Source organism: Mycolicibacterium novocastrense (genome assembly GCF_001499835.1).
Classification (GTDB): domain Bacteria; phylum Actinomycetota; class Actinomycetes; order Mycobacteriales; family Mycobacteriaceae; genus Mycobacterium; species Mycobacterium novocastrense.
This window is the reverse complement of sequence record NZ_LQIH01000025.1, coordinates 1-13,988: the sequence shown is the minus strand read 5'-3', so window position 1 is coordinate 13,988 and position 13,988 is coordinate 1. Positions and strand designations below refer to the sequence as shown.

General features: G+C 68.6%; 16 protein-coding genes. 12 read left to right on the top strand and 4 right to left on the bottom strand.

Translation table 11 applies throughout. From position 1 onward, the window contains the following. Nucleotides 1–63: 63 nt before the first annotated feature. The 3 genes from AU072_RS18275 to AU072_RS18265 all read left to right on the top strand — a co-directional run bounded on the left by AU072_RS18275 (nucleotide 64) and on the right by AU072_RS18265 (nucleotide 2,776). Nucleotides 64–1,359 (top strand): adenylosuccinate synthase, encoded by a 1,296-nt coding sequence (locus tag AU072_RS18275; protein WP_064415110.1) that lies wholly within the window; start codon nucleotides 64–66, stop codon nucleotides 1,357–1,359. A 52-nt stretch (nucleotides 1,360–1,411) separates the two neighbouring features. Continuing rightward, nucleotides 1,412–2,044: a PaaI family thioesterase gene (locus tag AU072_RS18270; RefSeq protein ID WP_064415109.1), complete on the top strand. Its 633-nt coding sequence runs from the start codon at nucleotides 1,412–1,414 to the stop codon at nucleotides 2,042–2,044. A gap of 90 nt (nucleotides 2,045–2,134) precedes the next feature. After that, entirely contained in the window at nucleotides 2,135–2,776 is a 642-nt protein-coding gene (locus tag AU072_RS18265; protein ID WP_407937612.1) for a hypothetical protein, read from the top strand. Here the strand turns inward: AU072_RS18265 and AU072_RS18260 are convergent. The 3 genes from AU072_RS18260 to AU072_RS18250 are packed head-to-tail and all read right to left on the bottom strand — an operon-like array spanning nucleotide 2,773 to nucleotide 6,252. After that, complete coding sequence (locus AU072_RS18260) at nucleotides 2,773–2,964, bottom strand: ferredoxin (RefSeq protein ID WP_064348334.1); 192 nt, start codon at nucleotides 2,962–2,964, stop codon at nucleotides 2,773–2,775. The two genes, AU072_RS18265 and AU072_RS18260, sit on opposite strands and share 4 nt — an antisense overlap. A 5-nt stretch (nucleotides 2,965–2,969) precedes the next feature. Beyond that, on the bottom strand, nucleotides 2,970–4,178 hold the full coding sequence (locus AU072_RS18255) for a cytochrome P450 (protein WP_064415108.1): 1,209 nt from the start codon (nucleotides 4,176–4,178) through the stop codon (nucleotides 2,970–2,972). A gap of 55 nt (nucleotides 4,179–4,233) precedes the next feature. Further along, a complete protein-coding gene (locus AU072_RS18250) occupies nucleotides 4,234–6,252 on the bottom strand; it encodes an MMPL family transporter (RefSeq protein WP_064415107.1) in 2,019 nt (672 codons plus the stop codon). A gap of 69 nt (nucleotides 6,253–6,321) precedes the next feature. Between AU072_RS18250 and AU072_RS18245 the strand changes: the two genes are divergently transcribed. The 6 genes from AU072_RS18245 to AU072_RS18220 are packed head-to-tail and all read left to right on the top strand — an operon-like array spanning nucleotide 6,322 to nucleotide 10,656. Then, nucleotides 6,322–6,807, top strand: coding sequence for a MarR family winged helix-turn-helix transcriptional regulator (locus AU072_RS18245; protein WP_235629980.1), 486 nt, complete (start codon nucleotides 6,322–6,324; stop codon nucleotides 6,805–6,807). A 60-nt stretch (nucleotides 6,808–6,867) separates the two neighbouring features. Continuing rightward, nucleotides 6,868–8,121, top strand: coding sequence for a formate-dependent phosphoribosylglycinamide formyltransferase (gene purT, locus AU072_RS18240; protein WP_064415106.1), 1,254 nt, complete (start codon nucleotides 6,868–6,870; stop codon nucleotides 8,119–8,121). A 2-nt stretch (nucleotides 8,122–8,123) separates the two neighbouring features. Beyond that, entirely contained in the window at nucleotides 8,124–8,576 is a 453-nt protein-coding gene (locus AU072_RS18235) for an Rv0361 family membrane protein (protein WP_407937611.1), read from the top strand. 20 nt (nucleotides 8,577–8,596) lie between these two features. Continuing rightward, nucleotides 8,597–9,016 (top strand): rhodanese-like domain-containing protein, encoded by a 420-nt coding sequence (locus AU072_RS18230; RefSeq protein ID WP_064415104.1) that lies wholly within the window; start codon nucleotides 8,597–8,599, stop codon nucleotides 9,014–9,016. After that, the gene (locus AU072_RS18225) at nucleotides 9,013–10,239 is read left to right on the top strand and encodes an O-succinylhomoserine sulfhydrylase (RefSeq protein ID WP_064415103.1); all 1,227 of its coding nucleotides are present in this window, start codon (nucleotides 9,013–9,015) and stop codon (nucleotides 10,237–10,239) included. Before AU072_RS18230 ends, AU072_RS18225 begins: the two co-directional genes overlap by 4 nt. After that, nucleotides 10,240–10,656: a hypothetical protein gene (locus AU072_RS18220; RefSeq protein ID WP_064348278.1), complete on the top strand. Its 417-nt coding sequence runs from the start codon at nucleotides 10,240–10,242 to the stop codon at nucleotides 10,654–10,656. A 3-nt stretch (nucleotides 10,657–10,659) separates the two neighbouring features. On the opposite strand, the gene AU072_RS18215 is transcribed toward AU072_RS18220, so the two are convergent. Continuing rightward, nucleotides 10,660–11,511 carry an SDR family oxidoreductase gene (locus AU072_RS18215; RefSeq protein ID WP_064415102.1) on the bottom strand — a complete coding sequence of 284 codons (852 nt, stop codon included), beginning with the start codon at nucleotides 11,509–11,511 and terminating at the stop codon, nucleotides 10,660–10,662. A 116-nt stretch (nucleotides 11,512–11,627) separates the two neighbouring features. On the opposite strand from AU072_RS18215, the gene AU072_RS18210 reads away from it, so the two are divergent. The 3 genes from AU072_RS18210 to AU072_RS18200 form a co-directional block, all read left to right on the top strand. After that, a complete protein-coding gene (locus tag AU072_RS18210) occupies nucleotides 11,628–12,116 on the top strand; it encodes a GNAT family N-acetyltransferase (RefSeq protein WP_064415140.1) in 489 nt (162 codons plus the stop codon). After that, nucleotides 12,113–13,201 (top strand): LLM class flavin-dependent oxidoreductase, encoded by a 1,089-nt coding sequence (locus AU072_RS18205; RefSeq protein WP_064415101.1) that lies wholly within the window; start codon nucleotides 12,113–12,115, stop codon nucleotides 13,199–13,201. The genes AU072_RS18210 and AU072_RS18205 overlap by 4 nt, the downstream gene beginning before the upstream one ends. Beyond that, a partial coding sequence (locus AU072_RS18200; RefSeq protein WP_064415100.1) for an LLM class flavin-dependent oxidoreductase occupies nucleotides 13,198–13,988 on the top strand: 791 nt, incomplete at its 3' end. The genes AU072_RS18205 and AU072_RS18200, both read left to right, overlap by 4 nt.

Genomic DNA, 13,988 nt, shown 5'->3' with positions numbered 1-13,988 from the left:
GTGTCTCACCGGCTGCAACAAGGTTTTGGGTGCAAGAGTAGCCGGAATTGCGAGGACCAAGTCATGCCGGCAATCGTGCTCATCGGCGCGCAATGGGGCGACGAGGGCAAGGGTAAGGCCACCGACCTGCTCGGTGGACGCGTCCAGTGGGTGGTGCGGTATCAGGGCGGCAACAACGCCGGCCACACCGTCGTGCTGCCGACGGGTGAGAACTTCGCCCTCCACCTGATTCCGTCGGGGATTCTCACCCCCGGGGTGACCAACGTCATCGGCAACGGCGTGGTGGTCGATCCGGGGGTGCTGCTCACCGAGCTGCAGGGGCTCGTCGATCGCGGCGTGGACACCGAGCGGCTGCTGATCTCCGCGGATGCGCACCTGCTGATGCCCTATCACGTCGCGATCGACAAGGTCGTCGAGCGGTATGCGGGCAGCAAGAAGATCGGCACCACCGGCCGCGGTATCGGACCCTGCTACCAGGACAAGATCGCCCGGATCGGCATCCGCATGGCCGACGTTCTCGACCCGGTGTTGTTGGCCGAGAAGATCGAGGCCGCACTGGAATTCAAGAACCAGGTGCTGGTCAAGATCTACAACCGCAAGGCGCTCGACGCCGCCGAGGTGGTCGACAGCCTGCTCGACCAGGCCGAGGGTTTCAAACACCGCATCGCCGATGCCCGGTACCTGCTCAACACGGCGCTGGAGAAGGGTGAGACGGTCCTGTTGGAGGGCTCCCAGGGAACTCTGCTCGACGTGGACCACGGCACGTATCCCTATGTGACATCGTCGAATCCGACGGCGGGTGGCGCCGCGGTGGGGTCGGGGATCGGGCCGACGCGGATCACCACGGTGCTCGGAATCCTCAAGGCCTACACGACGCGCGTCGGCTCGGGTCCGTTTCCCACCGAGCTGTTCGACGACAAGGGCGAGTACCTGTCCAAGACCGGCGGCGAGTTCGGCGTGACGACCGGCAGGCGACGCAGGTGCGGTTGGTTCGACGCCGTCATCGCCCGCTATGCCACCAGGGTCAACGGCATCACCGACTACTTCCTCACCAAACTCGACGTGCTGTCCAGCCTCGAGACCGTGCCGGTGTGTGTCGGATACCGGGTGCACGGCCGGCGTCTAGACGACATGCCGATGACCCAGTCCGAGATCGCGCTTGCCGAGCCGATCTACGAAGAGCTGCCCGGCTGGTGGGAGGACATCTCCGGGGCGCGCGAGTTCGACGACCTGCCCGCCAAGGCGCGAGATTACGTGCTGCGGGTGGAAGAGCTTGCCGGAGCCCATGTTTCGTGCATCGGCGTCGGTCCCGGCCGAGACCAGACGATTGTGCGCCGCGATATCCTGGCGCAGCCGTGATGTGGGGGCACCGCCCGCTTGCGGGGGACGCTTGCGCAAAGAACCGACCGCTATGAGCGATCCGCACCTCGAAGATCCCGACTACGACAAGCACGGCGGATTCCCGAACTATCAACGTGCCGAACCCGGCCCGGGATTCGGCCGCTTCCTGGCGGCGATGCGTCGCGCCCAAGATCTCGCGGTGTCGGCCGACCCCGACAGCGACACCTGGGAGCGAGCCGCCGACCAGGCCGAGGCCCTGGTGGCACTGCTCGACCCCTTCCGCGCCGCCGAGGGCGTCGGCCCGGCCAACCGGGTGCCGTCGCTGCCTGGTGCGGGCAGCCTGCTCATGCCCCCGTATCGGGAGGTCGAGCTCGACCCGGCCGGGGTCACGCTCAAGGTCCGGTTCAGCCGATACCACGTCGGAGGCAACTCCGCGGTGCACGGCGGCGTGCTGCCGCTGTTGTTCGACTCGGTGTTCGGCATGGTGATCCACGCCGTCGGGCGCCCGATCAGCCGCACCGGCTTCCTGCACGTCGACTACCGCAAGGTGACCCCGATCGACACCGACTTGACCGCCCGCGGCTGGCTGCGGGAAGCGCAGGGCCGCAAGGCGTTCGTCAACGCCGAGCTGCGCGACCCCGACGACAACCTGCTCGCCGAGGCGAACGGGTTGATGATCCAGCTGCTGGCCGGGCAGCCGTGAACTGACGCGCCGGAACTGCTGACGAGCCGTAACCAGCGAGAATCGGCGATCCGCCCGCACCTTCGAGCACCCGATGTCACGATCACGGACGTGACAAGCGACCGAACCAGTCAGCGGCCTCGAAGCCTGACCGCGCCCCGCTCGGCCGCCCTGGCCGGTGTCGCGTTCGCGCTGCTGTTCGCAACGGCGCTCGTGCTGATCCGCATCGCCCTACCCGAGGATGGCGAGCCGGGTTCGCAGTGGGCGCGCGAGCACAGCGTCAACATGCGGATCGCGGCGATCCTCATGCCGTTCGCGGGGATCGCGTTCCTCTGGTTCATGGGTGTGCTGCGGGACGGTATGGGCCGGTACGAGGACAAGTTCTTCGCGACCGTCTTCCTCGGAAGCGGCCTGCTGTTCTTGGCGATGATGTTCGCCGCCGTCGCCGTGGGTGTGGGACTCGAACGCAGCGGCGCAGCAGCGCATCCCGATGTCGCCGCGTTCGGACAGATGACGCTGCTGACCATCTCGAAGACCTACGCGCTGCGGATGGCGGCGGTGTTCATGATCTCGCTGGCCACGATCTGGGTGAAGACGCGACTGATGCCGCGGTGGTTGGGCATCGCCACCTACGTGGTGGCGATCGCGGTACTGCTGGCCGCCGACCTCAGCATGTGGTCGGTGCTGATCTTCCCGGCGTGGGTTGCGGTGGTCAGCGTGCAACTGCTCGCGCACCGACCCGGCCCCGGCTAGTCGACAAGACGCAAAGCCTGTGCCGGACAAAGCTTGACGGCCTCGCGGGCGTGGTCGAGCTCATCGTCGGGCACCTCGTCCACCAGCACCACGACGATGCCGTCGTCGTCCTGGTCGAAGACGGCGTCGGCCGACATCACGCAGTTGCCGGCCTGGATGCAGACGTCGCGGTCGGCGTGCACCTTCACATTCGTCACCTCCAATCCACTGACAGCGACTTGAGACCGTAGATGAAGTGGAACGACCGGAACTGCACATCGGCGAAATCCTCGGCCAGCCGCAGGGCCGGGAAACGTTGCAGCAGAGCGGGAAACGCGATGCGCATCTCCATCCGCGCCAGCGGAGCCCCGAGGCAGTGGTGCACGCCGTGACCGAACGCGAGATGCCCGGCGGCGCCGCGGCCGATGTCGAGCACGTCCGGGGCGTCGATGAACCCGGGATCGCGGTTACCCGACGGCAGCGACGCGAACACCAGCTGCCCGGCGGGGATCGCCACACCCGCGATCTCGACGTCGGTGGTGGTGATGCGCGGTATCGCGGTGTGCACGATGGACAACCACCGCAGCAGCTCCTCGACCGCGGGTCCGACGGCGTCGGGATCGTCGCGGACGACGGCGAGCTGCTCGGGATGGCGTAGCAGGGCCAACGTGCCCAGACCGAGCATGTTCGAGGTGGTCTCATGGCCGGCCAGAAGCAGCAGCCCGGCGATGCCGACCAGTTCGTCGTCGGTGAGCTCGGTGCCGTGTTCGCGCACCAGCATGCCGAGGATGTCCTCGCCGGGCCGTCGCCGGGCGCGTTCGACCAGCGACCGCATGTACGCCCGCCCCGCCCGCTGCAGCTCCAGCCGCTCGGTGAACGGCAGCGACAGGTCGAGCTGGCGCGCGCTGCGGTGCTGGAAGTCGTCGCGGTCCTCATAGGGCACCCCGAGCAGCTCGCAGATGACCAGCGACGGGATCGGCAGTGCGAAGTGCTCGACGAGATCGACGGGGGCACCGGCGTTTTCCATCATGTCCAGGTGGTTCTGGACGATCTCGACGATGCGGGGCTCGAGCCGTTTGATCCGGCGGATCGTGAACTCCGGGGTGAGCATGCGGCGCAGCCGCTGGTGCTCCGGCGGGTCCAGGCCGAGCAGGTTGCCGGCGCGGGCGCTCGCGAGCTCCTCCTCCGACAGCGTCGGCGCGCCGGGGACGACGAATCCCGGGGGACGGCCGTTGGAGAATCTCTCGTGATCGGACAGCACCAGCTTCACGTCGTCGTGGCGGGTGATGAGGTACACCGTCATACCGAAGGAATTGACCACCGTGCGGACGCCGGTGGTGTCGCGGATCTCGGCCAGCGCGGGGGTCGGGTCCAACGCGTCGCGACGCATGTGCAGAGGCGGCAGCTCCGGTGCTTGCGTCATGACCCGACGCTACCCGCGGAGCGCGAACTCCTCGAGATCGACGCTTTGGTCGCTTCTACTCGCGCTGATCGACCGAAACGTCCCTCTCGGCGTCGCGGCCCTGGAGTGCCGGCCACCAGATCCGCGGTCCGATGAGCGTGAACAGCGCCGGGATGATCACGGTGCGCACGATGAACGTGTCGAGCAGGATGCCGAGGCCGACGATGATGCCGATCTGGGTGAGCACGATCAGCGGCAGCACACCGAGCACGCAGAACACCGAGGCCAATACGATGCCCGCGCTGGTGATCACCGCTCCGGTCGCGGACACGGCGCGCACGATCCCGCCGCGCGTGCCGTGTTCGGGCGTCTCCTCACGCGCGCGGGTGACCAGGAAGATGGTGTAGTCCACCCCGAGCGCGACGAGGAACAGGAACGCGAACAGCGGTGTGGTGCTGTCGAGTGCGGGAAAGCCGAACACGTGCACGCTGGCCCAGCCGCCGAGGCCCAGCGCGGCCAACGCGCTCAACACCGTGACCGCCACCAGGATCAGCGGTGCCAGCGCGGCGCGCAGCAACACGTACAGCACCGCGAGCACCACGACGAGGATGGCCGGTACCACGACCGCCCGGTCGCGCGATGCGGCGGCGCTGGCGTCGCGGGCGGTGGCGTCGGAACCGCCGACCAACGCCTCCGGATCGGCGGATCGCACCGAATCGCGCAGCGCGTCAACGGTTTCGAAGGCCTCATCGGAGGCGGGTTCGGCGTCGAGGACCACCGACCACTGCGTCAGGCCCGAGGGGGTCTGCCCCGCGGGGTCGGCCGACACCACGCCCGGCGTCTCGGTGATCGCACGCTGCACGTCGGCGGCGCGGTCGGTGGACGCGATGACGCGGGTGGGGTCGGTCAGGCCGCTCGGGAAGTGGTCGGCCAACCGCGAGTATCCGCTGACCGACTCGGCCTGCACCCGGAACTGTTCGGTCTGCGACAGCCCGATCGGGGTGGCGACCAACCCGATGCACAGCACCGCCAGACCGCCGATCGAGATCGTCGCGACGGAACCGGGCCTGCCGGCCACCGCCTCGGCGATGCGGTGCCAGATGCCGCTGTCGGTGAGCGCCCGGTCGCCGATCTTGGGGATGAACGGCCAGAACAAGCGCTTGCCGAACAGGCCGAGCAGCGGCGGCAACACCAGCAGCACGAACACCGCGGCCACGATCAGGCCCGCTGCGGCCTGCACGCCGAGGCTGCGAACGCTCGGCGACGACGCGAACACCAGCGTGAGCAGCGCCAGCACCACCGTCGCATTGCTGGCGATGATCGCCGGCGCGGCCCGTCGCACCGCGGTGTCCAGTGCGTCGTGATGGTTCTCGGTGCGGCCCAGTTCTTCCCGGTACCGCGAGATGAGCAGCAGCGCGTAGTTGGTACCGGCGCCGAACACGAGCACGCTGGTGATGCCTGAGGTGGAACCGTCCGGGCTCATGCCGGCCGCCTGGGCCACGGCGGTGCCGAGCACGGCGGCCACCCGGTCGGCGAATCCGATCACCGCCAGCGGCACCAGCCACAGCACTGGCGAGCGGTACGTGATGATCAGCAGCAGTGCGACCACCGTTGCGGTGACCGCGAGCAGCGTGAAGTTTGCGCCGGAGAACGAGTTCGCGATGTCGGCGCCGAACGCCGGACCGCCGGTGACCTCGCTGCGCAGGTCGGCGGGCAACCCCTCGGCGGCCTCCGCGCGCACCTTCTCGACCGCGTCGGTCAGGTCGAACCCGGAGAGGTCGGCGTCCATCGGCACCACGGCCAGACCGGCTGCGCCGTCCTCGGAGAGCTGGGCCGCCGGCCATTTCTGTTTGACCGCGTCGACGTCGGCGGGGCTCAGCGGCGCGCCGTCGGTACGGGTGATCACGACGATCGCGGGAACGCGGTCACCACCGGGGAACTCGGCGCGCAGGGCGTCGACGCGCGCGGACTCGGCGGAGTCGGGCACGGGTACCGGTGAGCGTGCGCTCGAGTCGTCGCTGCCGACAAGGCCCATCAGGGCGCCCGACACGAGCACCACGAGCACCGCGAGGATCCAGGAGATGCGGCGGGACATGCCTACGAATATTTCAAAAACTTAACTAACAATCAAACCATCCCGGCCGACCGGGCCTATGCTTTCGGCGTGTCAGAGGACCGTGACGCGCTGGAGGCGACGATCGCCGCCGACGTGCGCGCGATGAACGCCGAATCCGATGAGATCGGCAGGCTCTTCGCGAGCCGACATGATGTCGCGGCCAACGACTTTCGTGCACTGCTCCATGTGATGGTCGCCGAGACAGAGGGTGTGCCGCTGACGGCGGGGGACCTGCGCAGGCGGATGGGCATGTCGGCCGCGGCCATCACCTACCTGGTCGAGCGGATGATCGCCTCCGGGCACTTCCGTCGGGAGTCGGATCCTCGGGATCGCCGGAAGGTGATCCTGCGTGTGGCAGATCACGGAGTGGACGTCGCCCGAGGGTTTTTCACCCCGCTCAGTGAACGCACCCGCGCCGCGTTGGCGGGTTTGTCAGATGACGAGCTGGCCGCCGCCCATCGCACGTTCACCGCGCTCATCGACGCCATGCGCGAGTTCCGCGGCCAGCTGGAGCAGTCCGCCATCCCGAATTGAGGCATGCCCGCCCGACGGCGGTGGCCGGTCCGCGACGACGTCTGGCAGGCTGGAGCCCCGATGACTGATACCCCGCAGACTGCGGTCGATCCCGGCGATCCGGTGACCGACCCCGAACCGGTCGCCGGCACCCCCGGCGCCGCATCGGTGATGCTGCTCGGTTCGGGCGAACTGAGCCGGGAGCTGGCGCTGGCGTTCCAGCGGTTGGGCGCCGAGGTCATCGCCGTCGACCGCTACGCCGACGCGCCGGCGCACGGTGTGGCCGACCGCCCGGTCGTCGCGAAGATGAACGACGCGGAGGAACTGACCGCGCTCATCGAGAAGGAGAATCCGCGCTTTGTGGTGGCCGAGGGCGGTGTCATCGCCGCCGACGCGTTGATCGCGGTCGCCGAGCGCGGCGTCGCCGAGGTGTTCCCGACACCGCGCAGTACGCGGCTGTCGCTGGATCGGGAGGGCCTGCGCCGCTTGGCCGCCGACGAGCTGGGCCTGCCCACCGCACCGTTCTGGTTCGCCGGATCGACCGAGGAGCTCGGAGCCGTCGCCCAGCACGCCGGTTTTCCGTTGGTGGTCAAGCCGATCGCTTCGGCCGCGGGTGAGGGCGAGTCGGTGCTGGTGCGCGCCGAGGACGTCGAGCCCGCGTGGCAGCGCGCGGTCGCCGCGGGCCGGATACCGCACAACCGCGTGATGGTCGAGTCGGTGGTCGAGGTCGATTTCGAGGTCACGCTGCTGACGATTCGCACCGTCGGGCCGACCGGACCCGCGGTGCACTTCTGTGAGCCGATCGGGCACCGCCAGCCCGACGGCGATGTGCTCGAGTCATGGCAGCCGCAGCGGTTGACGCCGACCGCGCTGGATTCCGCGAAATCGATCGCCGCGCGCATCGTGAACTCGCTCGGCGGTCGCGGCGTGTTCGGCGTCGAACTGTTGGTGCGTGGCGACGAGGTGTACTTCGACCATGTGCGCCCGCGAACGCATGACAGCGGCCTGGTCACGCTGCGCTCGCAGCGGCTTTCGGAGTTCGAGTTGCACGCCCGCGCGATCCTGGGACTGCCCGTCGACACGATCATGATCTCGCCCGCCGCCGCGGAGATCGTCTACGCCGGCGCGGAGGCCAGGCCCGCGAGCGGGCAGGATCCGCAGGCGGTGCTCGCCGAGGCGCTCGCCGTGGCCGAGAGCGACGTCGCCCTGTTCAACCGTCCCGACGAGACAGAGGACAGGCGTCGGCTCGCGGTGGCGTTGGCGACCGCACCCGATCCGATCGTGGCCCGTGACCGCGCACGCCGCGTCACCGCCGCGCTGCGCAGGCTCTGGTAGCGGTGGCCGAATCCCAATCCGGAGCCACACCCGGGGACCGGCCCACAGCGGCGCCGTTTCTGATCGGGCTCACAATCTTTGTGCTCGTCGTGATCGTAATCGGGTTGCTGAACCTGTTCGGCGGTGAGCAGGAGCCCGTCGACCAGCAGGTGGCCCGGGCCGCGGTCGGGCAGAACGACGCACTGCAACGGCAGAGCTACTCCGACTACCGCGGCTACACCTGCCCGGAGCAAGCCGGCACCGAGGCGCAAGTTCTTGCCGCACAGCGGGATTCCGTTGCTCAGCGCGGTGAGCGGTTCGTCGATGACGTCTCCGAGGTCGCGGTCGCCGGTGACCGCGCCACCGCCAAGGTGACCTACCACTTCGACAAGACGCCCGACGACAAGAAGACCGTCGAGGTGGCGTTCGTGCGCGACGGCGACGCCTGGAAGGTCTGTTCCCCCGGTCCCAGGTAGCTGTGGGACACTCAACGACCGTGAGTTACGCCGGAGACATCACGCCCGAAGAGGCTTGGAAGCTGCTGACCGGCACCCCCAACGCGGTGCTGGTGGATTGCCGCACCGACGCCGAGTGGCGTTTCGTCGGCGTACCCGATCTGTCGTCGCTGCAGCGCGAGGTCGTGTTCATCGAGTGGAACCGCGTCGACGGTACGCACAACGACGCGTTCGTCTCCGACCTCCGGCGCGAGATCGGCGGCGCCGGTTCCGACGTGGGGCCGGTGGTCTTTCTGTGTCGCTCCGGCAACCGGTCGATCGGCGCGGCCGAGGCCGCCACTGAGGCCGGGATCGGGCCGTCCTACAACGTGCTCGACGGCTTCGAGGGCCACCTCGACGAGAACGGGCACCGCGGCGGCACCGGGTGGAAGGCTGTCGGACTTCCCTGGAAGCAGTCATGAGTCCGGGTCCCGACGAAACCGTCCCGTCCGTCCGCATACCCGCCGAATTGCCGGAGGGCGTCAGCCAGGCGACCATCGGCGTGCGCGGCGGGTTGTTGCGATCGGAATTCGAGGAGACCGCCGAGGGGCTGTTCCTCACCTCCGGCTATGTGTACGCGTCGGCCGCCGACGCCGAGAAGGCGTTCACCGGTGAGATCGACCGCTATGTGTATTCGCGCTACGGCAATCCGACCATCTCGATGTTCGAGGAGCGGCTGCGGCTGATCGAGGGTGCGCCCGCCTGCTTCGCCACCGCCACGGGCATGGCGGCGGTGTTCACATCGCTGGGGGCGCTGCTGGGCGCCGGTGATCGGCTGGTCGCCGCGCGCAGTCTGTTCGGCTCGTGCTTCGTGGTGTGCAACGAGATCCTGCCGCGGTGGGGTGTGGAGACGGTGTTCGTCGACGGCGACGACCTCTCACAGTGGGAAGAGGCCCTCTCGGTTCCCACGCAGGCGGTGTTCTTCGAAACCCCGTCCAATCCGATGCAGTCGCTGGTGGACATCGCCGCGGTCTCTGAACTCGCGCACGCCGCTGGCGCAAAAGTGGTGCTGGACAACGTGTTCGCGACGCCGATCCTGCAGCAGGGCTTCCCGCTTGGCGCGGACGTCGTCGTCTACTCGGGGACCAAACACCTCGACGGACAGGGCCGTGTGCTCGGCGGTGCGATCCTCGGCGACAAGCAGTACATCGACGAGCCGGTGCAGAAGTTGATGCGCCACACCGGGCCCGCACTGAGCCCGTTCAACGCGTGGACACTGCTCAAAGGACTGGAGACGCTCGCGGTGCGGGTGGACCACCAGAACACGTCGGCGCAGCGGATCGCCGAGTTCCTTCAGGACCACCCCGCGGTGAGCTGGGTGCGCTATCCCTTCCTCGAGTCGCACCCGCAGTACGACCTGGCCAAGCGCCAGATGACCGGCGGCGGAACGGTTGTCACGTTCGAGGTCGCAGGCGGCACCAAGGAGCGCGCGTTCGAGGTGCTCGACAAGCTGCGCATCGTCGACATCTCCAACAACCTCGGCGATGCCAAGTCGTTGGTCACCCACCCGGCGACCACCACCCACCGCGCGATGGGCCCGGAGGGCCGCGCCGCGATCGGATTGGGTGACGGCGTGGTGCGAATCTCGGTGGGCCTGGAGGGAACCGACGACCTGCTCAACGATCTCGACCAGGCGTTGCGCTAGGTGTCCAAGCGCAGCGACGCGAAGAAGGCCCGCCGCCGCAAGCGGCAGGCCGCCCGCAACGAGCGCTGGATCCCCGACACGGTGATGGACGCGCTGACCGAACAGACCGCGACGGCGGCGGTGCTCGAGGCCTTCGACGAGCGAATCACCGAGCGCGGCTGGGTGTTCGACGACGAGCTCTCCGACGAGGAGTCCGCGCTGTGGTTCTACCCACCGTCGCAGGCCGAGGTGGCCGACGAAGATCTGGTGTCCGTCACCACCGTCGTGCTCACCGCTGATGACGCCGCGGACGTCGCGCACGTGGTGTTCGTCGGCACGGCCGACGACTACCAGTTCAACTTCGACGAGCTGTTCGAGTGCCTCGACGTCGTCGAGGCCTACCGGCTGGGCGACCCGGCGCCGACGTTCCCCGTCTAGCGCTCAGTCCTCGACGACGCCCTGCGCGGCGCGCGCCCGGTCCTCGTACTTCTTGCGTGCGCTCGTGTCGAAATCGAGGAACACCCGGTCCAGCCCCAGCTTGTTGTTGAGCCAGCGACGTCCGCGCGGGCCGAGCATCTGCGCGGCCTGGGCGGTGAAGCGCAACGGAGTCGGCACGGACACATGGGTTTTCGGCTTGTTCAAGGTCTTGACGATCGCCGCGGCGATATCCTCGGGCTCCACCGGCTTGATCGCCCCGCCGCTCTTGGTGCCGGAGATCAGCTCGGTGTTGGTGAACGGCGGCATGATCACCGACACGTCGACGTTGTGCGGTGCGACCTCGTCGGCCAGCGCGGCCGTCAACCCGACCACGCCGAACTTCGCGCCGACGTAGACGACCTGACCCGGCACCGGGATCAGCCCCGACAGCGAGGCGATGTTGATGATGTGTCCGCTGCGCCGCGCGATCATGTCCGGCAGCACCAGCTGGCACCCGGCGATCACGCCGTACAGGTTGACCTCGAGGGTCGAGCGGATCGACTGTTCGGTCTCGTCGACGAACGGGCCGATCGGCATGACTCCGGCGTTGTTGATCAGCACGTCGATGCGTCCGCCGCCGTCGGTGCGGGCCTTGTCCAGGAAGGTGGAGAACGACTCGCGGTCGGTGACGTCGAGCGGGTAGCCCGACACCGGACCGAGCTTGGTCAGCTGTGCGACGGCCGACTCCTGCAGCGCCACGTCACGGTCGCCGATGACGACGCGGGCACCGCGGGCCAGCAGCGCCTTCGCGGTCGCGTAGCCGATGCCGCGGGCAGCACCGGTGATCGCGATGGTCTTGCCCCTGATGTTGTCCATGCGGCCAAACTTTACACGTGTCAAGTTTGGCGGGGAAGTGGGCGTTTTTCGGATCAGGGTGAGCAGATGTACAGCACCGGAATGCGTGCGACCGGTTCGCGTTGGACAGTTAGGTGATACCCGTGTCGACCCAGCTGAAGTTCGTCGCAGTCCGCCAGGACGACCCCTTGGTGGAGCCGCTGCTGGCCGAGTTGACCGTCGAGTATTCCCGGCGCTACGGCCCGCCCGAAGACACCGTGAGCAGGTGGTTGCGTGGGCATCCGGCCGACGAGTTCGCCCCGCCGGACGGAGACCTGGTGGTCGGGCTGCTCGACGACCGGCCCGTCACCGGCGGTGCGTTCTGCCGGTTCGACGACACCACCGCAGAACTCAAGCGGATCTGGACCGACAGCCGTCACCGGCAACAGGGTCTGGCCAAGGCGCTGCTCGCCGAACTCGAGGCCCGGATCGCCGCCAGGGGATATCGACGGGTCTACCTGACGACCGGTGACCGCCAACCCGAAGCGGAGGCGCTCTATGAATCTGCGGGCTATGAACGGTTGGCCGATCCGCTGCCGGCCGAGGGCGACGTCTTTCCGGTGGCGTTCGTGAAGGTGCTCCGGTGAGCGAGCACGTCCACCTCGCGGTCGCGCTCGACGGTTACGGGTGGCATCCGGAGGCGTGGCGGCACACCCCCGATCGGGCGCCGGTCACCAGCGCACGGCACTGGGCCGACGCTGTGCGCACCGCCGAACGCGGACTTCTCGACTTCGTGACCTTCGACGACGCCTTGACCCCGCAGCGGCGCCGTCGTCCCGACATCGAGCGGCGGTGGCTGGCGGGCCGTCCGGACGCCGTCATGATCGCCGCCCGGGTCGCGCCGGTGACGCGGGACGTCGGGCTCGTGCCCGTCGCCACCGTCACCCACACCGAACCGTTCCACGTGTCCAAAGCCATTGCGACGCTTGACTTCATCTCCCACGGCCGGGCGGGCTGGCAGGTCCGCGTCAGCGGCACGGACCATGAGGCGCAGCTGTTCGGCCGTCGCGACGTGCACGGCACCGACCTGTTCGGTGAGGCCGCCGACGCCGTTGAGGTCGCCCGCCGACTCTGGGACAGTTGGGAAGACGACGCGGTGATCCGCGACGTGGCGTCGGGCCGGTACATCGACCGGAGCAAGTTGCACTACATCGACTTCGTCGGCGAGCACTTTTCGGTCAAGGGGCCGTCCATCACCCCGCGCCCGCCGCAGGGCCAGCCCGTCGTCGCCGCCCTCGCACACACGCCGCAGGTATACGAATTCGCCGCGCACAGCGCCGATCTGGTGTTCGTCACGCCGCGAGACGACGACCACCTGTCCGTTCTGCTCGACCAGGTCGCGGTGGCCGGCGGGGCCGGCCTGAAGGTGTACGCCGACGTCTACGCCTCGTTCGGCGGGGTCATCGATGCCCGCTCGGACGCGGTGATCTTTGACGGAACACCGACCGAGCTGGTCGACCTGATCCTGCGTTGGCACGATCGCGGGCTCGACGGTGTGCGGCTGCGTCCCGCGGTCCACGCCCTCGATCTGCCGATCATCATCGACGAGGTGGTGCCGATACTGCAGGGCAAGGGCGTGTTTCGCACCGCGTACCGCGACGGTGAGACGCTGCGGTCCAGGCTCGGTCTCCCGGTCGCGGTCAACCGTTATGCGAAAGAGCGGCAGCCATGACGATTCCACTGTCGGTCCTCGACCTGTCGCCGATCAGCGAAGGTGCCGATGCCGCAACGGCCTTGCGCAACACCATCGACCTCGCGCAGCAGGCCGAGCAGTGGGGGTACAAGCGTTACTGGCTGGCCGAACACCACTTCGTCGCCGTCGCGAGCTCACAGCCCGCGGTCCTCATCGGGCAGATCGCCGCGGTCACCGAACGCATCCGGGTGGGCGCCGCCGCGGTACAACTCGCCTACACCACCGCGGTGGCGGTGACCGAGTCCTTCGGCACGCTCGAGGCGCTGCATCCCGGCCGCATCGACCTCGGGGTCGGGCGGTCCGGTCAGCGCCGACGCGACGCACTGAAAGATGCTGCGCCACAGGTGCCCACGAGCGCTCCGGGGTGGCACGAGCGGGACGGCGTCGTCATCCCGCCGGGCTTCGATGTCGCCGCGCTGATGCGCAATCCGCGGCTGCGGGCCCGGATGTCGGTACTTCAACAGCCCGAGGCCGTCGCGCCCGACTTCGACCGCCAGGTCGATGACATCTTGAACCTGGTGCGCGGCGGGTATTGCGTCGACGGCGTCACCGCTCGAGCGGTGCCCGGTGAGGGCACCGGCCTGACGCCGTGGGTCTTCGGCAGCAGCGCAGGGCAGAGCGCGCGGGTGGCCGGGGAGCGGGGGTTGCCGTTCGTGGCCAGCTACCACATCACCCCCGCCACCGCGCTGGACGCCGTCGACGCCTACCGCGCCGCGTTTCGACCGTCGCCATCGCTCGCCGACCCGTACGTGGTGGTTTCGGCGGA